This window comes from Shewanella sp. 10N.7, from assembly GCF_020806285.1.
GTDB classification, from domain to species: domain Bacteria; phylum Pseudomonadota; class Gammaproteobacteria; order Enterobacterales; family Shewanellaceae; genus Shewanella; species Shewanella electrodiphila.
Map to the genome: position 1 here is coordinate 148,885 of NZ_JAJGZS010000002.1, position 25,169 is coordinate 174,053.

The 25,169-nt window shown below is 40.1% G+C and carries 22 protein-coding genes; 4 read left to right on the forward strand and 18 right to left on the reverse strand.

The annotated features are described in order from the left end of the window. Positions 1 to 98 precede the first annotated feature (98 nt). From LMH66_RS02555 to LMH66_RS02585, 7 genes are all read right to left on the reverse strand, one after another. A complete protein-coding gene (locus LMH66_RS02555; protein ID WP_229368389.1) occupies positions 99 to 1,010 on the reverse strand; it encodes a DMT family transporter in 912 nt (303 codons plus the stop codon). A gap of 487 nt (positions 1,011 to 1,497) precedes the next feature. Continuing rightward, positions 1,498 to 2,103 carry a LysE family translocator gene (locus tag LMH66_RS02560; RefSeq protein ID WP_229368391.1) on the reverse strand — a complete coding sequence of 202 codons (606 nt, stop codon included), beginning with the start codon at positions 2,101 to 2,103 and terminating at the stop codon, positions 1,498 to 1,500. A 99-nt stretch (positions 2,104 to 2,202) separates the two neighbouring features. Continuing rightward, entirely contained in the window at positions 2,203 to 3,408 is a 1,206-nt protein-coding gene (prpF, locus tag LMH66_RS02565; RefSeq protein ID WP_229368393.1) for a 2-methylaconitate cis-trans isomerase PrpF, read from the reverse strand. Between the two features lie 124 nt (positions 3,409 to 3,532). Next, positions 3,533 to 6,142: a Fe/S-dependent 2-methylisocitrate dehydratase AcnD gene (gene acnD, locus LMH66_RS02570; RefSeq protein ID WP_229368394.1), complete on the reverse strand. Its 2,610-nt coding sequence runs from the start codon at positions 6,140 to 6,142 to the stop codon at positions 3,533 to 3,535. Positions 6,143 to 6,270: 128 nt separating this feature from the next. Continuing rightward, positions 6,271 to 7,395, reverse strand: coding sequence for a bifunctional 2-methylcitrate synthase/citrate synthase (gene prpC / locus LMH66_RS02575; protein ID WP_229368395.1), 1,125 nt, complete (start codon positions 7,393 to 7,395; stop codon positions 6,271 to 6,273). Between the two features lie 191 nt (positions 7,396 to 7,586). Then, a complete protein-coding gene (gene prpB, locus LMH66_RS02580; protein WP_229368396.1) occupies positions 7,587 to 8,465 on the reverse strand; it encodes a methylisocitrate lyase in 879 nt (292 codons plus the stop codon). 120 nt (positions 8,466 to 8,585) lie between these two features. After that, entirely contained in the window at positions 8,586 to 9,260 is a 675-nt protein-coding gene (locus tag LMH66_RS02585) for a GntR family transcriptional regulator (protein ID WP_229368397.1), read from the reverse strand. Positions 9,261 to 9,506: 246 nt separating this feature from the next. Here LMH66_RS02585 and LMH66_RS02590 point away from each other — a divergent pair, with 246 nt between their 5' ends. Then, a complete protein-coding gene (locus tag LMH66_RS02590; protein WP_229368398.1) occupies positions 9,507 to 10,592 on the forward strand; it encodes an acyltransferase family protein in 1,086 nt (361 codons plus the stop codon). A 318-nt stretch (positions 10,593 to 10,910) separates the two neighbouring features. Further along, a complete protein-coding gene (locus tag LMH66_RS02595; RefSeq protein WP_229368399.1) occupies positions 10,911 to 11,912 on the forward strand; it encodes a D-alanine--D-alanine ligase in 1,002 nt (333 codons plus the stop codon). Here LMH66_RS02595 and LMH66_RS02600 read toward each other — a convergent pair. After that, positions 11,909 to 12,214, reverse strand: a complete 306-nt coding sequence (locus tag LMH66_RS02600) for a hypothetical protein (RefSeq protein ID WP_102528317.1) — start codon at positions 12,212 to 12,214, stop codon at positions 11,909 to 11,911. The two genes, LMH66_RS02595 and LMH66_RS02600, sit on opposite strands and share 4 nt — an antisense overlap. A gap of 437 nt (positions 12,215 to 12,651) precedes the next feature. On the opposite strand from LMH66_RS02600, the gene LMH66_RS02605 reads away from it, so the two are divergent. Next, positions 12,652 to 13,071 (forward strand): hypothetical protein, encoded by a 420-nt coding sequence (locus LMH66_RS02605; RefSeq protein ID WP_229368400.1) that lies wholly within the window; start codon positions 12,652 to 12,654, stop codon positions 13,069 to 13,071. Positions 13,072 to 13,092: 21 nt separating this feature from the next. Here LMH66_RS02605 and LMH66_RS02610 read toward each other — a convergent pair whose 3' ends face one another. From LMH66_RS02610 to LMH66_RS02650, 9 genes are all read right to left on the reverse strand, one after another. Further along, the gene (locus LMH66_RS02610) at positions 13,093 to 13,830 is read right to left on the reverse strand and encodes a substrate-binding periplasmic protein (protein WP_229368401.1); all 738 of its coding nucleotides are present in this window, start codon (positions 13,828 to 13,830) and stop codon (positions 13,093 to 13,095) included. Then, positions 13,820 to 15,658 (reverse strand): ABC transporter substrate-binding protein, encoded by a 1,839-nt coding sequence (locus LMH66_RS02615; RefSeq protein ID WP_229368402.1) that lies wholly within the window; start codon positions 15,656 to 15,658, stop codon positions 13,820 to 13,822. The genes LMH66_RS02610 and LMH66_RS02615 overlap by 11 nt, the downstream gene beginning before the upstream one ends. A gap of 173 nt (positions 15,659 to 15,831) precedes the next feature. Next, positions 15,832 to 16,431, reverse strand: a complete 600-nt coding sequence (locus LMH66_RS02620; protein WP_229368403.1) for a cytochrome c3 family protein — start codon at positions 16,429 to 16,431, stop codon at positions 15,832 to 15,834. 8 nt (positions 16,432 to 16,439) lie between these two features. After that, the gene (locus LMH66_RS02625) at positions 16,440 to 16,910 is read right to left on the reverse strand and encodes a nitrate reductase cytochrome c-type subunit (protein ID WP_102528768.1); all 471 of its coding nucleotides are present in this window, start codon (positions 16,908 to 16,910) and stop codon (positions 16,440 to 16,442) included. 11 nt (positions 16,911 to 16,921) lie between these two features. After that, on the reverse strand, positions 16,922 to 19,411 hold the full coding sequence (napA, locus tag LMH66_RS02630; protein WP_229368468.1) for a nitrate reductase catalytic subunit NapA: 2,490 nt from the start codon (positions 19,409 to 19,411) through the stop codon (positions 16,922 to 16,924). Positions 19,412 to 19,413: 2 nt separating this feature from the next. Then, entirely contained in the window at positions 19,414 to 19,674 is a 261-nt protein-coding gene (locus tag LMH66_RS02635) for a chaperone NapD (RefSeq protein ID WP_102528769.1), read from the reverse strand. Positions 19,675 to 19,713: 39 nt separating this feature from the next. Next, positions 19,714 to 19,872, reverse strand: a complete 159-nt coding sequence (locus LMH66_RS02640) for a periplasmic nitrate reductase, NapE protein (RefSeq protein ID WP_102528770.1) — start codon at positions 19,870 to 19,872, stop codon at positions 19,714 to 19,716. Positions 19,873 to 20,392: 520 nt separating this feature from the next. Continuing rightward, on the reverse strand, positions 20,393 to 21,322 hold the full coding sequence (locus LMH66_RS02645) for a class I SAM-dependent methyltransferase (RefSeq protein ID WP_229368404.1): 930 nt from the start codon (positions 21,320 to 21,322) through the stop codon (positions 20,393 to 20,395). Positions 21,323 to 21,375: 53 nt separating this feature from the next. Next, a complete protein-coding gene (locus tag LMH66_RS02650) occupies positions 21,376 to 22,542 on the reverse strand; it encodes an AI-2E family transporter (RefSeq protein WP_229368405.1) in 1,167 nt (388 codons plus the stop codon). Positions 22,543 to 23,072: 530 nt separating this feature from the next. On the opposite strand from LMH66_RS02650, the gene LMH66_RS02655 reads away from it, so the two are divergent. Further along, positions 23,073 to 23,972: a TIGR01777 family oxidoreductase gene (locus LMH66_RS02655; RefSeq protein ID WP_229368406.1), complete on the forward strand. Its 900-nt coding sequence runs from the start codon at positions 23,073 to 23,075 to the stop codon at positions 23,970 to 23,972. Between the two features lie 167 nt (positions 23,973 to 24,139). On the opposite strand, the gene LMH66_RS02660 is transcribed toward LMH66_RS02655, so the two are convergent. Further along, positions 24,140 to 25,018 (reverse strand): LysR family transcriptional regulator, encoded by an 879-nt coding sequence (locus tag LMH66_RS02660; protein WP_102528774.1) that lies wholly within the window; start codon positions 25,016 to 25,018, stop codon positions 24,140 to 24,142. Positions 25,019 to 25,169 lie beyond the last annotated feature (151 nt).

Consider the following 25,169-nt stretch of genomic DNA (forward strand, 5'->3'; position numbering starts at 1 on the left):
AACGATATAATCGAAACTTAAGATATCAGTTTAGGATGTAAGATTTAGTACTGAGAAATAAATCCTAAGCTATTTCGCTAAGGCCGCTGTTAGCGGCTTTACTTTTTACTCTGACTCTTCCCCTGCACTACCATTAACATCCCCGTCAACACCACAATCGATGCAATCATTAAACGGCTAGTTAGGGTTTCAGCAACAAATATCACCCCACCAAAAGCGGCAATAACGGGTACAGAAAGTTGCACGACGGCAGCTTTAGTGGCGCTAAGTCCATTAAGCGCGACATACCAAATACTGTAACCCATTGCAGAGGTCACGCTGCCCGCGATAATCGCTAGCCATACACCTTTGTCACTTAATTCAAGCTGCCCTAAACTGACTAGAAATAATACCAGAACTAAAGGTATAGACCTGACGAAATTGGCACAAGTATCGCGTAGCGGCTGAGTTGTTTGTTTACCTTTTAGGGTATAAACACCCCAAGCAATACCTGAAATGGTCATAAATAATAAACCATCCATCGAAGGTGAGTTGATATCGGGAACAACTAAATACACAAACCCTACAAATGCCGTAATAACCCCAAGCCATTCAATCAGCTTGAGCCGCGCCCCCTTAATGATTGCAAGCAGGATCATGGTTAATTGCACTGCGGCAAACAAAATCAATGCCCCTGTGGCGGTATCAAGTAGTGTGTAGGCATATGAAAAGCTGGCAGCGTAAACAAACAGCATCACACCACCTAACCAACTCCCAGCTGATTGATGTTGCTTTAGCATTAACTGTTGCTGGTTAATTAAAGATTGTTGATTATTCTTGTCCGTAACTTGAGCATCTGGATATCGAGGTTTTGTTAAAACCCCATTGATTTTTAAAATCAGTAATAAGGTTAACGCCCCGGATAATAAACGTATAACCGTAAAGCTCACCCAGTCAATGCTACCATCGCCCAGTGCTAAACGGCACAAAACAGAGTTCGCCGCAAAAGCTATCAATGCCAATATTGTCATCGATAAGGTTTTTAAACTGGATTGCTGGATAAGGTAAACCTTCTAAGTGTTAATGGATGATTGTTGTGACTGATTGCAATAACTCGCTGCACATATTTAGATGCACTTACTTAGTTGCACTTACTTAGTTGCACTTACTTAGTTGCAATTACTTAGTTGCAATTACTTAGTTGCACTTACTTAGTTGCACTTACTTAGATGCACTTACTTAGTTGCACTTACTTAGTTGCACTTACTTAGTTGCACTTACTTAGATGCACTTACTTAGATGCACTTACTTAGTTGCACGTACTTAGTTGCACTTGCTTAGTTGCACTTGCTTAGTTGCACTTGCTTAGATGCACTTGCTTAGATGCACTTACTTAGTTGCACTTACTTAGATGCAATAGCTGAGTGAAAGCTCGACTTATATTAAACAAGATAACTTGAATCCCCCAATCCACATAATGTCCTGTCGTCATAAGCTGTGACAAATCGTGATAACGGGTTAACTTGGCAAGCTAAACACCAAAGAAACTAACACAGTAATAACTAATAAGATCGCAAATACTAATCGAATAGCTTTAGCATGCTTTGGCGAAGAAAAAACTGGCTTTAATAAACTGCCAAACACCAACCAAAGACTATCGACCAATGCTGCAACAACAATGCATATCACTGCTGTCATCAAATAACTGATGGAGGTGTGTGAAAGCGGTAGTAGAAACTGAGAGAAAATCGCGATAAAAGCGGCATAGGCTTTAGGGTTAAGTACATTCAACACTAAGCCATCTCTATATTTAGGTGCTGACTGTTCTGCAATGTTTGGCACTACTGAAGCTGTGGCAATTTTAAAGGCAATATGAACCATATACAGCGAAGCAATAATTTGACAGATAATTCTAAAGTTTGGATAAGCAGTAAATAAGGCTGACAAGCCAAGTACCGTAGCCAGGATAACCAACAATAATCCTGACAATATGCCACACAAAAATGGCAGACCTTGTTTAACACCAAATGTAGCCCCTATTGCAGCGAGCGCAATGGGCACAGGGCCTGGTGAGCCTAATAATAAGCTTGTGGCAATAACTAACGTCATTAAGGATTCGATCAAAATAACATTCCCTATAAAAAAGGCTTATAACGTTATCGTTATAAGCCTTGAAAAATCGATATTTAACATTGTCTCTGATGATTAGGCCGCTTTAAATAATTAAAAGCTATCGCCCGGAACTCTAACCCAGCCTTCCATTAATACTCTTGCACTGCGACTCATACTGGCCTTGTTAACTTGCCAGTTGCCATCAGTTAATGTCGCTTCTGCGCCCACTTTAAGAGTGCCTGAAGGATGACCAAATATCACTTGAGTGCGAGACGTGCCACCAGCAGCTATATTTACCAATGAACCTTTAACCGCAGCGGCAGTGCCAATTGCCACTGCCGCCGTCCCCATCATCGCATGATGCAGTTTACCCATAGATAACGCTCTCACTTGCAAATCGATATCAGTTCGAGCAATGGCTTTACCACTTGATGATGTGTAATCACTGGGGACAGATACAAATGCAATTTTCGGCGTATGTTGACGGGCTTTAGCCTCATCAATGTGCTCAACTAACCCCATTTTCACTGCACCATGAGCACGTAACATTTCAAAAAAAGCTAATGCATTTTCATCATTGTTAATGTCATCTTGCAGCTCATTCCCCTGGTAGCCAATATCAGTAGCGTTGACAAAAATGGTAGGAATACCCGCATTGATCATTGTCGCCTTTACCGATGAAATACCTTTAGCTTTAAACTCAGGGATAGATTGTGGCAGAATCAACTCATCAACCACATTACCCGTTGGAAACATAGCAGCATTCGCATCTGCTGGCGCCATGAACTCAACTAAAACTTCAGCGGCTGGAAATGTCACCCCATCAAGTTCAAAATCACCGGTTTCTTGCACTTCACCATTCACAATTGGCACATGGGCGATAATGGTTTTATTAATGTTAGCTTGCCAAATACGAACAACAGCAATGCCATTTGGTGGAATACGGCTCGTATCCACTAAACCATTTGAAATGGCAAATGAGCCCACTGCAGCCGTTAAATTACCGCAGTTGCCACTCCAATCAACAAAGGGTTTATCAATCGCCACTTGGCCAAATAGGTAGTCAACATCATGATCAGCTTGAGTACTTTTAGATAAAATAACCGTTTTACTGGTACTTGAGGTTGCCCCGCCCATACCATCAGTTTGCTTGCCATAAGGGTCTGGGCTACCAATCACTCTTAGCAATAACGTATCTCGCGCCGCGCCCGCAATTTGAGCGGTTTCAGGTAAATCAGTTAACTTGAAAAACACCCCTTTACTGGTGCCGCCACGCATATAGGTTGCAGGGATTTTAATTTGTGGAATATGAGACATATTATTTCCTAGACTATCGATAAGAACCGACAAAATCGGTAAAAACCGATACAAAATCAATACGAAAAGGACGACGCTTAACTTACTAAAGCGCCGCCTTTTGTTATGAATTTAACACCAATAATTAATGGTTCGCTTCTAAAAAGTCTTGAGCAAAACGCTGTAAAATGCCGCCCGCTTCATAAACCGACAACTCCTCAGCAGTATCTAAACGACACTTCACCGTCACTTCAGTCTGTGAACCATCACGGCGATGGATAACTAAGGTCATCATTGCACCAGGCGTGCGCTCACCAATAATATCGAAAGTTTCAGTGCCATCAATTTGATAAGTCTGACGCGTTTCACCATTAATAAATTCAACCGGTAACACGCCCATTCCCACAAGGTTTGTGCGGTGAATACGCTCAAAGCCTTCAGCGACAATCACTTCAACGCCCGCTAGGCGAACCCCTTTGGCTGCCCAGTCACGACTTGAACCTTGGCCGTAATCTTTACCAGCAATAATCACCAATGGCTGTTTACGTTCCATATAGGTTTCAATTGCTTCCCACATGCGGCTTTCTTGCCCTTCTGGCTCAATGCGAGCATAAGAGCCTTGTTTGGTTTGGCCGTTGTGTTGCACCATTTCATTAAGCAATCTAGGGTTGGCAAACGTCGCACGTTGAGCGGTTAAGTGATCGCCTCGATGGGTCGCATATGAGTTAAAGTCTTCTTCTGGCAAGCCCATTTTATCAAGGTAAGCACCGGCGGCACTATCAAGCATAATCGCGTTTGATGGTGATAAATGATCGGTAGTGATGTTGTCACCTAATACCGCTAATGGACGCATACCTTTCATGGTGCGGTCACCCGCTAATGCGCCTTCCCAATAAGGAGGGCGACGGATATAGGTGCTCTGAGGACGCCAATCATACTGTGGATCAATCTTTGCTGAAGAGCCATCTTGTAAAGAGCCATAGTCCACTTTAATATCAAACATAGGCTCATACACTTTGCGAAATTGCTCAGGTTTAACGCTTTGAGCTATCACTGCATCGATTTCAGCATCAGATGGCCACAAATCTTTTAAGCGAATGTCATTACCCTCGTTATCTTGACCAAGCACATCTTTTTCAATATCAAAACGAATGGTGCCAGCAATAGCATAGGCAACAACCAGTGGCGGTGATGCTAAAAACGCTTGTTTAGCGTAAGGGTGAATACGACCATCAAAATTTCGGTTACCCGATAACACTGCAGTGGTGTATAAGTCGCGTTCAATCACTTCTTTTTGAATAACTGGGTCAAGTGCGCCACTCATACCATTACAAGTGGTACAGGCAAAACCGACAATACCAAAGCCTAGGGCTTCAAGTTCAGTTAATAAGTTGGCATCTTCAAGATAGAGCTGAACCGCTTTAGAGCCAGGCGCCAGTGACGTTTTAACCCAAGGTTTACGAGTCAGGCCTTTAGCATTAGCGTTACGGGCTAATAAACCAGCAGCAATGACATTGCGTGGGTTTGAAGTATTAGTACAACTGGTAATAGCGGCAATAATACAAGCACCATCAGGCATCAAACCCGCTTCATTTTCAACTTTGCCACTAATCCCTTGCTTAGCCAAATCACTCGTAGACACACGGCGATGCGGGTTAGAAGGTCCTGCGATATTGCGGCCAACGCTTGATAAATCAAAACGTAAAACACGCTCGTATTCAGCATTTTCTAGTGAGTCTGCCCATAAACCATTGGCTTTAGCATAGGTTTCCACCAATTTAACTTGGCTATCTTCACGACCTGTTAATGTCAGATAGTCTAAGGTTTTGTCATCTATGTAGAACATCGCTGCAGTCGCACCAAACTCTGGGGTCATGTTTGAAATTGTTGCACGATCGCCCAATGTCAGATTAGCAGCACCTTCACCGTAAAACTCAAGATAAGTTGAAACCACTTTTTGTTCACGTAAAAACTCAGTGATAGCTAAAACGATATCGGTGGCGGTTATACCAGCTTGGCGTTTGCCAACTAACTCAACGCCAACGATATCAGGCAGACGCATCCATGATGGACGGCCAAGCATTACGCTTTCAGCTTCTAATCCACCAACACCGATTGCAATGACACCAAGTGCATCTACGTGTGGTGTATGACTGTCGGTACCCACTAAGGTATCAGGAAATGCCACGCCTTCACGTGCTTGTATCACTGGTGACATTTTCTCAAGATTGATTTGATGCATGATGCCGTTACCCGGCTGGATCACATCAATATTTTCAAAGGCCGTCTTAGTCCAATTAATAAAATGGAAACGATCATCGTTACGTCTATCTTCAATGGCGCGGTTTTTCTCAAAAGCATCTTTCTCAAAACCTGCGTGTTCCACTGCCAAAGAGTGATCGACAATAAGTTGGGTTGGTACTACAGGGTTAACTTTTGCAGGATCCCCACCTTTTTTGGCAATCGCATCACGTAGACCGGCTAAATCGACTAACGCAGTTTGGCCTAAAATATCATGACAGACCACACGTGCAGGATACCAAGGAAAATCTAAATCGCGTTTGCGATGAATAATTTGTTTGAGTGAATCAGTAAGTGTTTCAGGTGAGCAGCGACGTACTAAATTCTCGGCATAAACACGAGAAGTATAAGGCAGTTTTTCAAACGCCCCTGGCTCAATATCGTTGATTGCAGCTTGTGTATCAAAGTAATCAAGCGATGAACCTGCAAGCGGTTTTCTATAGTTAGCGTTCATAACTACATCCATTGTTATTTGTTTTATGTAGGCAAATCTTAAGTGACAAAGCTGAGCTAAAGGTTAGCGAAAAGATTTGCTAAAAGACTCACGAAAAAGGCTAACGTAGTGTCGTTAGCCTTTAAGGTTTATCTTTCGCTAATTGGCGTTACTGTACGAGGCTCAGAACCTGTGTAATCAGCACTTGGTCTGATAATACGGTTATTAGTACGCTGCTCCATCACATGCGCAGCCCAGCCTGTTAAGCGTGAACAAACAAAAATAGGCGTAAATAACTTAGTTGGAATACCCATGAAGTGATACGCCGATGCATGGAAGAAATCTGCATTACAGAATAACTTTTTGCTATCCCACATGAACTCTTCACATGCAACAGAAATATCATAAAGGCTGGTATTGCCAAATTCATCTGCAAGCTTTTCAGACCAGGCTTTAATGATCACATTACGCGGATCTGAGGTGCGGTAAATCGCATGACCAAAGCCCATAATTTTTTCTTTACGCTCAAGCATGCCAGCCATTTGTGTTTTAGCATCGCTTGGTGAAGTAAATTTTTGAATCATATCCATAGCCGCTTCATTCGCGCCGCCATGAAGAGGTCCACGCAGGGTACCGATAGCACCCGTAATACAAGAGTACATATCTGATAAAGTTGATGCACAAACACGAGCGGTAAAGGTAGAAGCATTAAATTCATGCTCAGCATATAGAATAAGTGACACGTCCATCACTTTACGATGCTGCTCAGAAGGCGTTTCACCGCGTAATAGCTTTAAGAAATGGCCACCTATTGAATCTTCATCGGTCACACAATCAATTTCTACGCCTTCATGGCTGAATTTATACCAGTAGCACATGATGGCAGGGAAAGCGGCAAGCAGACGATTGGCAGCTGTATTTTGCTCTGTAAAATCAACTTCTGGCTCAAGGTTACCTAGGAATGAACAACCCGTACGCATCACATCCATTGGGTGTGCATCAGCAGGAATACGCTGCAACACTTCTTTAAGTGCTTGCGGTAAATCACGCTGTGCTTTTAGGCCTGCTTTGTATGTTGCTAACTGGTCTAGGTTAGGTAATTCACCGTTAAATAATAAATATGCGACTTCCTCGAAGGTGGCATTTTCAGATAAATCAGCCACATCATAACCACAATACGTTAAACCAGAACCTGATTTACCCACTGTACATAATGCTGTTTCACCTGCGCTTTGACCGCGAAGGCCTGCGCCACTTAATTTCTTGTCTACCATAATGATGTCCTATTCTTTTATGTTCTATTTCTTATGATCAATTTCTTATGATCTGAGCTTTGTAGGGGGCGGTTAAACCACACTATTTAACCTATCCATTTGCGAGTAACTTACCTTGTCCCAAAACAAGATTTGTGCACTTTTTATACAAACACACTCACAATTGGAGATATTTTATAAATAACTCACGTTTACTTGTTTTTGCCTTCAGCAAATAAGCTATCTAGCTTTTGCTCGTAATCGTGGTAACCCAAGTAATCGTACAAATCCATGCGGGTTTGCATCGTGTCGACAACGGCTTTTTGATCGCCATCTTTTAATATTGCGCTGTAAACATGTTCAGCGGCTTTATTCATCGCACGAAATGCACTTAATGGGTAAAGCACCATGTCAGCGCCCCACTCGCCTAGCTGCTCTTTGTTCCAAAGTTCTGTTTGACCAAACTCAGTGATATTGGCCAAAATCGGCACATCTAATGCTTCAGAAAATGCACGATAATGTTCTTCAGTTTTAACCGCTTCAGCAAAAATGCCGTCAGCACCCGCTGCAACATAAGCTTTAGCACGAGCGATTGCAGCTTCTAAGCCTTCTTGAGCAAATGAGTCTGTACGTGCCATGATGAAAAAGTCTGGGTCAATACGCGCATCAACTGCTGCTTTAATGCGATCAACCATTTCATCAGTTGACACGATTTCTTTATTCGGGCGATGACCGCAACGTTTTTGCGCCACTTGATCTTCCATGTGCACTGCTGCTGCGCCTGCTTTTTCCATATCGCGAATGGTTTTAGCGATATTGAAAGCACCGCCCCAACCAGTATCAATATCAACCATCAAAGGCAAATCACATGCTGATGTAATACGTTGTACATCAACAATGACATCATTGAGTGACGTCATTCCTAGATCTGGTAAACCGTATGATGCATTTGCAACGCCGCCACCCGAAAGATAAATGGCTTGATGACCAATTTGCTTTGCCATCATTGCTGAATAAGCATTGATAGTACCGACAATTTGTAATGGTTTATTGTCAGCTAGTGCTTGACGAAATTTTTTGCCTGCGCTCATGACTTCCCTCTCTTTTTTATGCTTTAAGCAGTATGAATTGCTAACTGGTTGATTATTCTTTTTACTATTTACTGTTCGTATTATATTTATTAGTTGTTACTTCTAGTAGATAGCTACTTTCTAGTTGATAACTAATTTGGTTTCTAACTTGGTTTCGATATTTGCTTTCGAATACATGATATGACGACGCATTAGCATTTCTGCCAGCTCTTCATCACGATTCGAAATCGCTTTAACGATATGTTTATGCTCATCAAATGCGGTTGTGACTCTTGGCCCCGCCATACCGAGTTGTACGCGATACATACGAATAAGGTGATACATACCTTCAAGAAGAACTGTAATGAGGTGTTTGTTTTTGCTGCCAATTATGATGCGGTAATGAAAATCGACATCACCCGCTTCTTGGTAATAGGACTCGCCTGTTTGAACTTCATCAAAATGGCGGTTAAGTAATCCATTTAAATCTGCAATCTCAGACTCTGTCATATTCTTAGCTGCCAGTCTTGCTGCCATGCCTTCTAAAGATTCTCGAACTTGATACAGTTCAATTAAGCCTTCAGGCGTTAACGCCACGACTCTAGCGCCAACATTAGCTTTACGTTCCACCAAATGGCATGACTCTAAGCGATTGATCGCCTCACGAATGATAGCTCTACTGACTTGATACTTTGTCGACAGCTCAGTTTCACTAAGCTTTGAACCCGCTTGAATCTCACCTTCAACAATATCTTTGCGTAATTCAAAGAAAGTCTTATCTGCTGCAGTTATTGGCTGTTCGTTAAAGAATGTCATTGGAATATGATTGAACTCTACTTCGAATAATTGTCGACAATATAGGCTTATTAATGAGTATAGTCAATATAAAACCTGCACATTGTCGACAAAGGTCTAACGTGCACGTCAAGATTTCAATACATTTCGAATGAGCATAAGAGGATTCAAACAAGCAAGGTTAATAGTTGTTATTTATTAACAATAAAAGCACAATGGAGCAACACTGATATTTCTAACTAAATAATAATAGAATCAAGGCTTAATATGTCAGATAGCGCTGAGTCACCAAGGGTAAATCCTGCTGAAAAAAAAGGCTTTTTAAACAGCATTAATCATTTTCGTGGTATAGCGATTATTTTTATCGTTATGGCTCATTGTTATAGGCCTGCAGGTTGGGAAGTTGAAACCCTTGCAGATAAAGCTTGGTTCAACTTAATGATGAATGGCACAGTATTTTTTGTGTTTATTTCTGGTTTTTTATTCCATCACGTGTTTTATCACCGTTGGGACTATAAAAAATATATGAAGAACAAAACCAAATTTGTCTTTTTGCCATACATACTGTTATCGCTACCTTGGATATTCTGGCATTTGACGGTAGGTACTGATCCAGCGCTACATGTGATGTATGCCGACATTGAAAAGCCTGCAGTCGCAGCAAGCTGGTATGTCATCACAGGTAGGACCCTAACAGCTTACTGGTATATCCCAATGGGAATGATGTTATTTGCCCTTTCGCCTTGGGTCATGCATTTAATTAAACGCCAGCACCTTCTGATAGTTGCTGTACCACTGTTTATTATTGCGATGTTAATTCACCGACCTGAATCAAACCTCAATGCTATACAATCACTTTTTTATTTTTTACCTGTTTATTTATTGGGTGTTTGGGGTTCAGCTCATCGAGACAAACTTTTCCCATTCATCGATAAGTACTGGGCAGTCATGCTGCTGTTAGCCATTGGATTAGCTGTTGCACAAGCTTATTGGTTTGGTGCCGGCACCCTTAATAAAACGGCGCTAGAGTTCACTGTTCCGGATTTAATGTTGCCACAAAAAATGTTGCTCACATTTGTGATATTGGCCATTTTGAATAAGTTTGAACATATCAGTATTAAACCCCTACAAAAATTAGCAGAAGTCAGCTTTGCCATATATTTCATCCACCCTTGGATAACAACGCCTTGGTGGATGATATATAACAGTCCAGATATTTTCGGTTTTGAAGGAAGTGGCAACTTGCTTACGACATTAGTCGTTACGATGGGAGTAATAATCGTTTCATACTTTATCGCTACCGCGATTAAGACAATATTGAGCAAGAAAAGTCGCTATATTATCGGTTGGTAAGTGTCATCAATCGCAGTTTCATGACGTGTATTAGTCTAATAAAAAGCACCTATTAACGAGCATTTCATAAAAAGTATCTCGTAAAGACAGCTAGCGCAAAAACTAAGCCTTGTTACGAATAATAAGGCTTTTTATTTTACTCTTTGAAGCGCACTGAATCCCGTATAACAATTTATGACCCCTGTGTCAGAATTAATGACTGCGATTGTTGATTTGATAAGCAGTTATCTAAAACCTTGCTTGCACTAAACCTTCTCAGTTCATTATCATGAGTACACAACAAACCAGTTTTACACGGTCAACTTCTCTCGGGGCTTTATGACAATTATCAATGTACTTCTAATCTGCGGCGGCGGCAGCGCTGAACATGACGTTTCAGTATTGTCAGCAAACTATTTTGAATCGTCATTAGCTAAGTCAGATAGAATAAACCTACTGAGACTAGAGCTTGATGGTAATGGCCATTACTTTGATCAAGATGGTCACCGCTGCGAGTTAACCAGTCGCCGTGAAGTGCGTTTTGATGACCAAAACAAACCCGCTTGGCCTGTTGATTATGCTATTCCTTGTATTCATGGTTTCCCAGGTGAAACCGGTGATATTCAATCGTATTTTAATCTTATTCAACTGCCTTATTTTGGCTGTGAATCTGAAGCATCAAGCAACTGCTTTAATAAAATCACCGCCAAAATGTGGTTCACAGCGCTCGGTATTCCTAACACGCCATATATCTTCCTAAATGATATGAACCAAGATGCCATTGAGCAGACTCAAACGGCACTCAATGAGTGGGGTTCGGTATTTGTAAAAGCCGCATCTCAAGGTTCATCTGTTGGCTGCTACAAAGTTGATAATGTGTCGCAAGTTGAGCAAGTTTTAAAAGACGCATTCAGTTTCGCACCCTCAGTGGTGGTTGAAAAAACCATTGTTGCTCGAGAATTAGAAGTTGCGGTGTATGAGTATCAAGGAAAAGTGATTGCCACACTGCCAGGGGAAATTATTTGCGCCAGCAATACGTTTTACACTTTTGAAGAAAAGTATAATGCCAGTAGCAAAGCCAGAACCGATGTTGTAGCCCAAAACTTATCTAAAGAAGTGGCAGAGCAAATCAGAGAGTATGCGATTAAAGCATTTAAAGGGATGAAGTTAAGGCATTTATCGAGAATTGATTTCTTTTTGACTGATAAAAATGAGATTTTGTTAAACGAAATTAATACCTTCCCTGGCTCTACTCCTATTTCGATGTTCCCAAAAATGCTCCAAAATCACGGTGAGGATTTTACCGCTTACCTTGTAGATAACATCGAAAGTCAGCTTTAGCGCGACATATTAATAGAAATGATATTGGAAAATGTTTGCTGATGGCCAGCATTTTCTAATTCATCTCGCCAAGGGTTATCCTGCACTTTTACCATATAAAAATGCTGCCTGTATGTGTCTGTCACAAACGCAATACCGTGCTGCATCAACTCATAATGAATATCATTGATAAACACCAACGAGAAGCCTTGTCTTCCAGTTAATTGATTAATATCTTCTCTTGTTAAACTGACACCAGACTCTAATTGATCAAATTGCAGCTTAAGCCAATTAGCAAAATCTTTAGAACTCACCATAGACATAATACCCCTCCAAACAAAGCTCATTTTGTTATCAGCGGATATCTCATCCGTTGAGAGCTGGCTGAATATGATAAGTATAGCTTGTTATAAAATAGTCAAAGCTAGTGAAGACTATTTATAGACTAAACCAATAGTGAATTAGTACTTTTGAACTACCTTAAGGGAGGTTTTTAGATGAATTTTTTAAGACATTCATCGTTTTAATTAAAAACCCAGAAGCTCCAACACTTACCAATAACAATATTATCAACAACTTAAAATAAAAAGTAGCAAGCAATGTCACAGTAGCGTCAATATCACACTATTTGTCAAAAAAATGACTTAACACTTGATTTTAACATTAAATCAATAGAGTATTCAGTTACAACGAAAGTGCCACATAAAATTGACATAATGCATAAGCTCAATTTTAAATTGTTCAAAAATTAGGAAATAAAATGTATAAGCAATTTTGTTTAATTCTGATGCTTAGTTTAATTGGGTGTAGTAGTTTCCAATCTTCAGATAATCGTCAAGAAATAGACACATCTATGGTCAGCGGGAAATATTTTAACAACGATGGATTTGGTAATAACATTCATTTAATTCTACATGAAGATGGACGTTACGAGTCAAATCTTGAAGGTCCGATTGGGATCGCTAGTTATTCTAACGGTGCTTGGTCAAAAGTAGATGATAAGATATCATTTTTACCAGAAGGAGATTCCGGATTCTTAAGAAGAGCATTATCACCAATGACTATTCTTAAAAATGACAATGATGTGTTATTAGTACCTTCAAAAAAAGTAGAAATGCATCAACAACTAATGGCAGATTTTGGAAAATCTACTTATAAATACTCACGTATAACGTTCTAGAGTAATACCCCCATGGCCTACCTACAGGGAAGCTCCGTAGGCTAAATTGATTTTCGCCATAAAGCCATCTTGATACATTTCATTTAGTGCATTGACCAACGCCTGATGTTTAGATACATCTAAAGCCTCATTACACGCCATCGCCCGTAAAGATGTGTGGAATATAAGTTCAGGTTCACCTAATTGCGTTTTTGATTGCGTCATTAATGCCTTAGCACTAATCAACTCCGCTGCCCATAGGTCAATTCGGCCTCTATCAAGTTTCTTAATATTTAATCCATCTTCGTTTGTTAGCTGAACCTGATAGCGAAACGAATCTAAATATTCACTAATGCCACTGCCTAAATAAGTGCCGATAGACAAATGCTTAGCATCTTGAAGCGTTACCAAAGGCATTGATTTACTTTTCGCACTGAATAAACCATATCTTGAAACTAAAATAGGTCCAACCCAGCGATATTCACTTTCTATCTGTTGGGTGCGAACTATAGGTAACACACAAACATTTTGGTCTCTTGCGGTCATCGTTAAACCACGTTTAAGTGGGTTAAATATCACTTTGTATTCCATATTTGCACGAGTAAATAACTCATCAATGATGTCAATAATCATGCCTTGATGATGAGCATCAGTTTGCTCTGCAAAAGGTACGTGCTGATAGGTATATACTGTGATTTCAGAAGCAGATACAGAAGTGACAGCATTGATTGATAAATACCAAACACACAACAATAAATAAGCTAGCTTTTTACCAAGCATTTATTGCCTCCTCAAAAGGTAAGGTTTTCCCTTTTACTTCTTCTGGCATTAACTGCTTTGGCGAGCCAGGTTTATTTAACCAAATAGAAGGTTTTACCTGCTTATTCACTTTTGGCCCGCAAATTAAATCTTGATCTTGCAAACGAATTAAATGCTGATCTATTTGCTCAGCTAAAGCATTCATTCCATCAGTAACAGATAACTCACCTTCAATAATACGACTAATAGCTTGCCACCAATAACCAGCCATACCGGGATAGTCTGGTACATTGGTGCCTGTTGGTGTCCAAACATCCCTTGCATGGCTTCGATAAAACTCTACTAGCCCACCAAGATATGGAGCTTGTTCAGTCATAATATCTGATGCGATGTCCGATTGACGTATTGGCGTTGCGCCGACTAACGTTTTCTTTAATGAAACCGTTTTAGATACAACAAACTGTGCATATAGCCAAGCTGCAATTTGATTTTCTTCTGGAGTATGATTTAGAAAAGTCCAAGCACCAGTATCTTGATAACCTGATTTCATGCCTTTTTGCCAATACTTACCTACAGGTGAAGGCGCAACACGCCATTTAGGGGTGCCATCAATATTCATCACCGATAAACCCTTTTTTGTGTAATCAGGCACAAAGGCGGTATACCAAAATATTTGTTGGGCAATATTGCCTTTGGCAGCCCAACCCCCAGACTCAGAGAACGTTAACTGTTGTGCTTCAGGAGGCGCGTATTTTATTAGCCAATCTTTATACTTCTCTATGGCATAAATCGCTGCTGGACTATTTAGTGCTCCACCTCGTTCAATACTGGCGCCTACTGGACGGCAATCTTCAACACGGATGCCCCACTCATCTACAGGAAGTCCATTAGGTAAGCCTTTGTCACCTACTCCAGCCATAGACAACCATGCATCCGAAATACGCCAGCCTAAAGAAGGATCAGATTTAGCGTAATCCATATGACCATATACTTTGGTACCTGCGATTTCGCCAATATCATTGGTAAAAAAGTTGGCAATATCTTCATAGGCTTGCCAGTTCTGAGGAATTCCTAATGGGTAACCATATTTTGATTCAAATCGCTTTTGATAATCTGAATTAGCAAACCAATCACTCCTATACCAATATAAGTTTGCAAACTGCTGATCAGGTAGTTGATAAATTTTCCCGTCAGGTCCTGTAGTAAATGCAAGCCCAATGAAGTCACTTAAATCTAGCGTTGGTAAGGTGTAATCTTTTGCGTGATGATTGATTAGATCAGTAATCGACATTACATGCTGCTGTCTAAAGTGACTACCAATTAAATCACTATCACTGATATAAGCATCATAAAGTCGCTGACCGGTCATCAATTGTGCTGAAAACTTTTTAATCACATCATCTTCATTCGTCAACTCATGAATAACGTGAATACCTGTAATGTCGAAGAAAGCTTTAGCTAGCACATTGGCTTCGTATTGATGAGTATTTATTCGCTCCGACACCACCCGAATTTCCATTCCCTTAAAAGCTTGTGCTTTATGCTGAAACCACAGCATCTCTTTTTTCTGTTCAGCTAAAGATAAAGTGGATTGTTGAAATTCAGATTTTAGCCATTGAAGCTGCAGAGGATTAAGCTGCTGTTCATAGGTATCTTGTTGAGTATGCTCAAGCTGTGAGTTTACGAGAAGGTTGTTTTGAGGATGATTTTTATCATTTAATTGAGGTTCGACAGCGATAACAGTAGTAGCGACAACAGCCGTACTAAGCGTGACTGAGACTACAACTCTCAGTAAAGCTCTAGTGATGTTTAAAATGCTAGTGTTTAATAATGGTATCAATTTCTGCATGCATCCAGCTTCAGTGTTCGATTCAAGATAAGTTAGCCAAATTAAGTCTTTATTACTACAGAATAATTTATCTATTTAATATAGCCCTATATGTATGAAAAAGGCCAGCTAATGCTGGCCTTTTATTGTTAATTTAAAATCTAGTTAACATAAAATTTAAACGTTAAATTTATTTAAAAACCTTCTACGCCTGCCATGTCAGGTAATTGATGTGCAATACCTTTATGACAATCAATACAGGTTTTCTCACCACTGGCGAGTGAAGTTGAATGCATTTGTGATGCACGTTTAGATTGACGCGTAAAATCCATGTAGTCGAAGTTATGACAATTACGACACTCTAATGAATCATTTGCTTTTAATCTATTCCACTCATTCTCGGCCAGGTGACGACGTTTAGCTTCAAACTTTTCACGAGTATTAATGGTGCCAAATACCTTACCCCAAACCTCTTTAGATGCTTGCATTTTACGGGCAATTTTATCAGTCCAGTTATGGGGAACATGACAATCAGGACACGTAGCGCGCACACCACTTCGGTTAGTGAAATGAATGGTCGTTTTCAACTCTTCGTAAACGTTATTTTCCATCTCATGGCAACCAATACAAAACTGTTCTTGGTTAGTTACTTCTAAGGCAGTGTTAAAGCCCCCCCAGAAAATCACACCAGCAACAAAGCCACCAAGAGTTAGAAAACCTAGACTGTAGTGAACACTTGGACGATTAAGTACCTTCCAAATTAACTTCAGGTTTTCTAGTAATTTTGAAATCATAAACGCTCCTAGTGCTCAGTTGTTGAAGAATGTTTCATTAACTCTTTAACATCAACGAAATCATTCTCGACAAGTATCTTGGCATCTAATTGAGATACATGGCATTGAGTACAGTAATAACGACGCGGCGATAAAGATGCCAAGAAGTTATTTTCTCTATCCATATAATGCGTCACACTCACCATAGGTGCTTGTGAGTGCCCAGTACTATTACGCGCATGGCACTGCATACATTTGTTTACTTTCAAATCAATCTGGTAACCATCAATGCGATGCGGAATAACCGGTGGTTGCATTGGATAATTGCGCACCTGTTTTACATCAGAATTAATCACCTTTTGCATCGCTGGCGGTGTTGGCTCAACTTCAATTGGTGCTAAACGCAACGTGGCAATTTTTTCTTCAGGTACTGATGCAGCCATCAAACTAAAAGAGAAGCCCAATAACGCAATCATTGATAAAATTTTACCTGCTTTCATGGTCGTTCTCCTTAGGCTTTGACAATCTTAACCGCACACTTTTTAAAGTCAGTTTGTTTCGACAATGGATCTGTCGCATCAAGTGTAACTTTATTAATCAGCTGGCTAGCATCAAACCATGGTACGAAAACCAATCCAACAGGCGGCTTGTTACGACCTCTAGTTTCAACGCGGGTTTTAATCTCACCACGACGTGAAATGACTTTAACTTCATCACCTCGACGTAAACCACGCTTTTTAGCATCATCTGGATGCATGAAACACACAGCATCAGGGAAGGCTTTATAAAGCTCAGGAACACGTTGAGTCATTGAACCTGAGTGCCAATGTTCTAATACGCGCCCTGTGGATAACCAAATATCAAACTCTTCATCTGGCATTTCAGGCGCTGGCTCATATGGCAAGGCAAAAATCACTGCTTTTCCATCTGGCTTACCGTAGAACTCGAATCCTTTACCGGCTTTAACATAAGGATCAGCACCTTCACGGAAACGCCATTTAGTTTCTTTACCATCAACCACAGGCCAGCGAAGACCATGCTCAGTATGATAGCGATCAAAGTCAGCTAAATCATGACCATGACCACGGCCAAATTCAGCATATTCTTCAAATAACCCTTTTTGAACATAGAAGCCAAAGTGCTTAGCTTCGTTATTCATAAACTTAGGATCAGTGTCACTTAACGGGAATTTCTCTACGTTGCCATTTTGGTAAAGGACTTCAAATAACGTTTTTCCTTTAAATTCAGGGTTAGCATCAAGCACATCTTTTGACCACACTTCGTCAGTCGTAAAACGCTTAGAAAATTCCATCAACTGCCATAAGTCAGACATTGACTCGCCTGGAGCTTGAACCATTTGATGCCAGAACTGAGTACGACGTTCAGCGTTACCGTATGCACCCTCTTTTTCTACCCACATGGCAGAAGGAAGAATCAAATCGCCCGCTTGAGTCGTGACTGTTGGGTATGCATCTGACACCACAATGAAGTTGTCAGGGTTACGGTAGCCCGGTAAGCCTTCTTCATTCATGTTCGCAGCAGCCTGCATATTGTTATTCACTTGCACCCAATAACAGTTTAAATCTCCATCTTTAAGACGTCGATTTTGCTCAACAGCGTGATAGCCCGGTTTAGGTGGGATAATGCCACTTGGAATATTCCAAATATCTTCCGCAAGCTTACGGTGCTTAGGATTAGTCACAACCATATCTGCAGGTAAACGATGTGAGAATGTACCCACTTCACGAGCAGTACCACATGCAGAAGGCTGACCAGTTAACGAGAAAGGACTGTTACCTGGAGTCGAAATCTTACCGACTAACAAGTGAATGTTATAAATCAGGTTGTTACACCAAACACCACGTGTGTGCTGATTAAAGCCCATGGTCCAGAATGAAGTGACTTTCTTCTTAGGATCAGCGTATAACTCAGCAAGTTCAATCAGTTTATGCTCTGGCACACCCGATAATTTACTGACACTTTCAACATCGTAATCTGCAACAAATTTTTTGAATTCTTCAAAATCGATTGGGGTTGAATCACCAGCAGTATCAACATTCTTGGCTTTTTTCTGCAACGGGTGTGAGGCACGTAAACCGTAACCAATATCCGTTTCGCCTTTACGGAAATTAACATGCTTACTGATAAAGTCTTTATCGACTTTGTCATTTTGAATAATGTAATTCGCAATAAAGTTAAGCATTGCTAAATCTGTTTGCGGGGTAAATACAATCGGTAAATCAGCCAAATCAAATGAACGATGTTGGAAGGTCGACAGTACTGCCACTTTTACATGTGGTGCACTTAAACGGCGGTCAGTCACGCGAGTCCAAAGAATGGGATGCATTTCAGCCATGTTTGAGCCCCATAATACAAATGCGTCAGCCGCTTCCATATCATCGTAACAGCCCATTGGCTCATCAATACCAAAGGTACGCATGAACCCACCTACCGCTGATGCCATACAGTGACGCGCATTAGGGTCAATATTATTTGAACCAAAACCGGCCTTCATCAGCTTAACAGCTGCATAACCTTCCCAAACGGTCCATTGGCCCGAACCAAACATACCTACTGCAGTCGGCCCTTTAGCTTTAATGGTCTTTTTCCATTTTTCAGCCATGGTGTCGAACGCCATATCCCAGCTAACTGGGGTAAATTCACCATTTTTGTCGTATTTGCCGTCAGTCATACGTAACATCGGGGTTTGCAGGCGATCACGGCCGTACATAATTTTTGAAAGGAAGTAACCTTTGACGCAGTTAAGGCCTTTGTTAACTTCACTTTTTGCATCGCCATGAGTAGCAACCACTTTACCGTCTCTGGTGGCTACGATAACTGAACAGCCCGTACCACAAAAACGACAAGGCGCTTTATTCCACTCTAATTTTGTCTGCTCTGAACTCGTAATCAGGTTACTTGCTGTTGCAGGTAATGCCATACCGGCTACGCCAGCTGCTGCTATAGCAGCATTGGCTTTCATAAATTCACGTCTGTTCATACTCATTCTTCACCCTCTTCTAGCTCTTCGCTTTGGTGATAAACCATAGTGGCTGTTAGCACACCAGGGATAGCATTTATGGTAGAGATGTCATCCATTAAAGAACGCTGAGTCGGTCCTTCAATCACCACTACAATCTTCATTTCGTTGTTTACTGATAGTTCAGCATTTTCCATCGCCATAATCTTTTCACGCACATCACCCATTTGATCAGGATGGACTTGGACGATTAGGCTGGTTACATGAATTTCTTTTTTGCTCATCAAGAATACTTCTCTTTTATTTTTGTTATTAATTAATGGCTAACCAGCACCCGGTGGGCCTGAAAGGATTTGACTGAACCATATGGTAAAACCGAGTGCACTGACTAATAGTGCCGATAAGATTGGCGCTAAAAAAACCGTCAAGAAGATAAAAATCTTAAATTCCAGGCTTTTTTCGCTTTGCGGATCTGTACTCATGGAGCCTCCAGTAGAGGTTTAGAATAAAAGTGATGTAACTTAGTTGTTACATACTAAGATTTGCGAGAATTTTATCTTTAATCAAAGACTAAACTATATACTCACAAATTGGTAAAACGTGTCTTTGTTGATCTAGATCATAAAAACAGATTAAACACTTGCAATACAAAGGTATCTTTTTGACTTATTCAACTAGAACTGATGGAAGGGAAAAGCATTAGCATACTTACAACAATCACAAAGGTTTGTTCAAATCAGAATATAATACTTAAGTATATATAGTCGCTTCCAGAGAAGTTATCAACTTGTTAAGTTATAATTTGCTAATATAGGAGAGTAAAAAGAGTTATTTTGAGTGTTTAAAGCTTCAGCGATTTCCATTTACGCAGCTTGAACTCGCTTGCTTTGGTTCAATTACTTTGGTTCAAAATTAAACGACAAGCAACGCATTTCATAAAAAAGCACAACTGAATATATATTCAATTGTGCTGTTAAATTTCCAGTTTATTGATAATTATAATTACGGATTAACACGATATCGAAGTACTTTTAGCGACTTCTGCTCATCGATATCAGCAAAGACTGGTGGATTTTCAATACGCTCAACAAATGTCAAACTTGGCGCGGTTTCAGCAACCTGTTGCATCAAAAAATCACAACCCAATTCAGGCGCATTCAAACACAGCAGCACCTCACCATCTACAGCAAGTAACTCAGGTAGCCTACGTAAAAGTCTTACATAGTCTTTAGTTGCAACAAAACTGCCTTTTTGATTACTCGGTGGATCGGCAACAATTAAATCATAAGGGCCTAATTTAGTTAGCTTGCCCCATGACCTAAAAATATCATGACCTAAAAATCTGGCCCCTGATTCAAATCCGTTAAGCAAATGATTTTGTTTGCCAATGCTCAGTGCGCCTTTACTCATATCCATGTTAACAACTTCGGTAGCGCCGCCTTGTAAACCAACCACTGAGAATGCGCAAGTATATGCAAAAAGGTTTAATACTTTTTTATCTTTTGCATGCTCCTTAACCCAGCGACGTCCATTCGCCATATCAAGAAAAATACCGTGGTTTTGTCCACGCAACAGATGCACTAAAAAATCTGCGCCATTTTCTGAGACAATGTGCTTTTCAGGCACTTCACCTGCCACAATTTCAGTAACCGTTTTACCTGCATTACGGTATTGGAATACCAAATTAAAGCTCAATTCACTATGATGTTGTTGCCAAACAGCTGCAACGGCATCAGTCAACATTAAGCGCTCACCTTCAGATAGCTCTTTAAAGCTGGTTAATAACAGTACAGGCTTAAACCAATCCAAACATAGGTGCTCTAAACCTGCAAAACGACCGCCTCGGCCATGGAAAATGCGGCTAAGTTCATCAGTTAATTGTACTTGGGCAAGTGCTTGGCCAAGTGGAAATTCATCACTATCAAAATTCATTTTTTACTTTCACAATATTCAATTATTTAATTAATTTATCGACGTTTTGCTGTTTAAGGTTTTTCAGCCGTCTTAACAGCTTCTGCTTGTTGCAATTCGGATGAGTCAGAGTTTAAATCTATGCCATCAGCTGAGTCGTTTTTATCAGTCTGGCTTTCACTTGCTACATAATCACTTGCCACTGTATCAGTAGACACTTCATCAGAAAGCAAAATAGCAAACCATTTACCGTCTTCACTGGACTCAAGTGCAATTTTGACAACCATGGTTAACGGTACAGATAGCAGCATACCAACAGAGCCTAGTAACCAGCCCCAAAAGATCAACGACAGGAATACCACTAACGTCGATAAACCTAGGCCTCTCCCCATGAATCTCGGTTCGACAGCGTTGCCCATAACCGTATTAGTCCCAAGATATAAAAGTGCAGTTACCCCTGCAGCACCTGGACCCATTTGAATAAACGCTAATAATACCGCAGGAATAGCCGCAATGATTGAGCCGATATTCGGAATATAGTTGAATAAGAAAGCCACTACAGCCCACAACAAAGCGTAATCAACACCAATAATAGATAAGCCAATGCCAATGATAATACCCGTAGCGATACTCACTAACGTTTTTATCACCATGTATTGATTTACAGAATGTAAAAATTTATCGATTTGCTTTAGACGCATATCTGGATCATCTAACGCAAAATGCAGCTTCTTCGGTAAAGACTGAGCTTCAAATAACATAAAGATAATAGTCAGTATGATTAAGAATAAGTTGGCCATCACATTGCCAACACCAGACAACATATTAGTTGTCATGCTCAACGCCATACCAGGGTCAAAATATTCAAGAACTTTGTCTTTCGAAATATTGATATTCATTGAATTGAGTTTTTCTAACACCCAAGAAAACTGCTCAATTAATTGTTGACGATAGAATGGCATTTGTTGAGAGAACTCGTTTATCGAACTCCCAACTAAACTCGCAAGCCATAGCCCCATCATGACAATAAACATCATCAATAAAATAACAGAAAGCCATTTAGGTACACGATAGCGTGTCATGAATTGAATCGCTGGATTACAGATTACGGCTAAAAATGCAGATAATACAAACGGCACGACAATGGGGCTTGCTGTTTTAATTCCCGCTAAAATCACCACTAAACACGCCATGATAGCGAATCCACGAAACGCCATCGATGAAGAATTGCCGCCACTCATATTTAAACCCTTTGGTATTATTGGAATATCACATAGAAGTGCGCATGTATTTATAAGCTCGATTTAGAAGCATGATGGAAAACACAAGACACTAAATGTTGTTTTAAAATGGATTAAAAGACGTTTGCATTAATCCTGATGATTAAATCTACTATTAAACTAGCACAATAATAATAACTTACGCATTATACTCATATATCATTAGTCTATGAATGACTATATTACGGCTATTTTATTAAATGTGCTTCACAAAGAATAATCTCATTACAGCGACACTTCTGTCGTGAGTTTAACTTAGATTAACTGAACCAATACTAAATACGAACCCAATGAGGTAGAAATGCGTTTAGTAAACCTTATTACCCTTAAAGGTTTATAAGTAGAGGTTTATAAGTAGAGTTTTATAAGATTTGCATGACAGCTGATCTACTGATGCTTTTATATCGTATCAAACTGTGTAAAAGAGTAAGTTTTATTGATTTTTAACAACTGAGCTGTAGTTTCAACTGACAATTTAAAGTGGTGAGAATATGAAAATATTAATAACAGGTGCAACTGGGTTTGTCGGTAAACAGCTAGTCGCATTATTAAGTCAACAATCGCATCAGCTCACCATTGTGACTCGAAATATCACCCAAGCAACACAGACTTTAGGTGCTGAACATCAGTATTTAGATGACCTCAATCAACTAAAAAACTTAAATGATTTTGATAGCGTGATAAATCTTGCTGGCGAGCCTATTGTAGGTAAAAGATGGAGTAACCAACAAAAACAGCAAATTTGCGACAGTCGCTGGAATATCACCGCATTGCTAACTCAGTTAATTAAACAAAGTGACACGCCACCAGCAAGCTTTATTAGTGCATCTGCGATTGGATTTTACGGACGACAAGGTAATACACCTGTAGATGAAGATAGCCAAGCTCACGATGAATTTAGCCATCAAGTTTGCAGTGAATGGGAGCACCTTGCCTTAAAAGCACAATCTGAGAAAACGCGAGTTTGTGTGCTCAGAATTGGGATTGTGCTGGGTAAAAATGGCGGCGCATTAGCTAAGATGTTACCGCCATTTAAGTTGGGTTTGGGCGGTCCTATTGGCAAAGGGGTACATGGTGTTAGTTGGATACACATTGACGATTTAACTCAATTAATTTTGCATTTGCTGACAACAGAACAAGCCCATGGTGTATTTAATGCAACGGCGCCTAATCCAGTAAACCATAAGCAATTCGCCGAATCCATTGGCTCAAGCTTGAACCGTCCTGCCTGCATTCCGACTCCAGTCATTGCACTAAGACTTGCTATGGGTGAAATGGCTGATTTAATTGTAGAAGGTCAATTTGTACTGCCTAAAAGAACATTGGCATCAGGTTTTAACTATAAATACCCAGATATCTCACCCGCACTAGATTCGATACTTAAAGCTTAAGGTCGATAAACGCTTTAAAGAGTTCGCTATAACGCTAAGGCAATCAATGGTTATTAAACCCATTGATTGCGCTTTCCATTATCTTACTAAGCCAATAACTTTTCGTTTGCCCCTTCGGATATCAGCAGCCATACCAAATCATATCAATAAATCAATAAATCAATAAATCACTTGTTCACTAACGCTGTCGTGGTTTCAATAAACCAATCATAACGTTTAGGTAATGGACGAAATTTTTTGCGGATCATAAACAGTGGCTCTTTAACTTGATGAGTTAACTTGGCCACAAAAATACATTCTGGTTGACTAAAACTGTTTACCGCAAACTCTGGTAATACGGTAAATCCAAGCCCTTTTGCAACCGGAAGTAAAATTTGATTTAACTGATTGACATAGCTTGCAATTGGAATGCTACCAGCTTGCTCAGTTTTAAAATTACTGTTGATCAATAACTGTAGGTAATGCTTGGCATCTGGGTGAGAAATCAGCCCCAGTGAGGTGAGTTGTTCAAATGAAATTTCCTTGTCTTTATAAGCTGCCGGCACAATTAAACAAAAGTTATCATCACCTATTGGCGTCACTTCCAACTCAGGGTTAGAGACAAACTGAGTCACAATACCAATGTCGATATCGTTATTAAATACTTGCTCAATCACTCTTTTATTCGGCCCAGCTTCTATTGACACAGATAACTCAGGATGCAATATCTGGTAATCGATAAAGTGTGGATACAGCCACAAAGCAAGAGAGCCTGAACAACCAAAGCGACATTCTCCTATAAAAGGTGAATCCTGTTGAATATCACTGAGAAACTGCTCTTGTTGTTTTAACGCTTGCTCGCCATATTGCTGTAGTTGCATGCCAGCATCTGTAAGCTCAAACCTTTTCCCAAAACGTTGAATAAGTTGCACATTTAACTGCTGTTCTAACTTCTGCACATGTTGACTGACACCGGGTTGGGTCATAAACAATTGTTCTGCCGTTTGAGTAAAATGCCCGACTTCAGCAAGTTTAAGGAAGGTCGTTAGCCATTTTTGATTAATCATAAAATCCACTGAGTCACATCTGACAATTCCGCTACTATAACAACAACCCCATATAACAATAAATTATTATAAATTGCATTCTTGATAAGTATAGATACAAAAATGCCGTTAAGCTGGCTTAACGGCATTTAATTAACGGATGAATATGATG

Excerpts from the sequence above, each read along its gene's own strand:
- LMH66_RS02555 (WP_229368389.1), bottom strand. The coding sequence starts at position 1,010 with ATGACAATATTGGCATTGATAGCTTTTGCGGCGAACTCTGTTTTGTGC.
- prpF (WP_229368393.1), bottom strand. The coding sequence starts at position 3,408 with ATGTCTCATATTCCACAAATTAAAATCCCTGCAACCTATATGCGTGGC.
- acnD (WP_229368394.1), bottom strand. The coding sequence starts at position 6,142 with ATGAACGCTAACTATAGAAAACCGCTTGCAGGTTCATCGCTTGATTAC.
- prpC (WP_229368395.1), bottom strand. The coding sequence starts at position 7,395 with ATGGTAGACAAGAAATTAAGTGGCGCAGGCCTTCGCGGTCAAAGCGCA.
- prpB (WP_229368396.1), bottom strand. The coding sequence starts at position 8,465 with ATGAGCGCAGGCAAAAAATTTCGTCAAGCACTAGCTGACAATAAACCA.
- LMH66_RS02585 (WP_229368397.1), bottom strand. The coding sequence starts at position 9,260 with ATGACATTCTTTAACGAACAGCCAATAACTGCAGCAGATAAGACTTTC.
- LMH66_RS02590 (WP_229368398.1), top strand. The coding sequence starts at position 9,507 with ATGTCAGATAGCGCTGAGTCACCAAGGGTAAATCCTGCTGAAAAAAAA.
- LMH66_RS02595 (WP_229368399.1), top strand. The coding sequence starts at position 10,911 with ATGACAATTATCAATGTACTTCTAATCTGCGGCGGCGGCAGCGCTGAA.
- LMH66_RS02600 (WP_102528317.1), bottom strand. The coding sequence starts at position 12,214 with ATGTCTATGGTGAGTTCTAAAGATTTTGCTAATTGGCTTAAGCTGCAA.
- LMH66_RS02605 (WP_229368400.1), top strand. The coding sequence starts at position 12,652 with ATGTATAAGCAATTTTGTTTAATTCTGATGCTTAGTTTAATTGGGTGT.
- LMH66_RS02610 (WP_229368401.1), bottom strand. The coding sequence starts at position 13,830 with ATGCTTGGTAAAAAGCTAGCTTATTTATTGTTGTGTGTTTGGTATTTA.
- LMH66_RS02615 (WP_229368402.1), bottom strand. The coding sequence starts at position 15,658 with ATGCAGAAATTGATACCATTATTAAACACTAGCATTTTAAACATCACT.
- LMH66_RS02620 (WP_229368403.1), bottom strand. The coding sequence starts at position 16,431 with ATGATTTCAAAATTACTAGAAAACCTGAAGTTAATTTGGAAGGTACTT.
- LMH66_RS02625 (WP_102528768.1), bottom strand. The coding sequence starts at position 16,910 with ATGAAAGCAGGTAAAATTTTATCAATGATTGCGTTATTGGGCTTCTCT.
- napA (WP_229368468.1), bottom strand. The coding sequence starts at position 19,411 with ATGAACAGACGTGAATTTATGAAAGCCAATGCTGCTATAGCAGCAGCT.
- LMH66_RS02635 (WP_102528769.1), bottom strand. The coding sequence starts at position 19,674 with ATGAGCAAAAAAGAAATTCATGTAACCAGCCTAATCGTCCAAGTCCAT.
- LMH66_RS02640 (WP_102528770.1), bottom strand. The coding sequence starts at position 19,872 with ATGAGTACAGATCCGCAAAGCGAAAAAAGCCTGGAATTTAAGATTTTT.
- LMH66_RS02645 (WP_229368404.1), bottom strand. The coding sequence starts at position 21,322 with ATGAATTTTGATAGTGATGAATTTCCACTTGGCCAAGCACTTGCCCAA.
- LMH66_RS02650 (WP_229368405.1), bottom strand. The coding sequence starts at position 22,542 with ATGAGTGGCGGCAATTCTTCATCGATGGCGTTTCGTGGATTCGCTATC.
- LMH66_RS02655 (WP_229368406.1), top strand. The coding sequence starts at position 23,073 with ATGAAAATATTAATAACAGGTGCAACTGGGTTTGTCGGTAAACAGCTA.
- LMH66_RS02660 (WP_102528774.1), bottom strand. The coding sequence starts at position 25,018 with ATGATTAATCAAAAATGGCTAACGACCTTCCTTAAACTTGCTGAAGTC.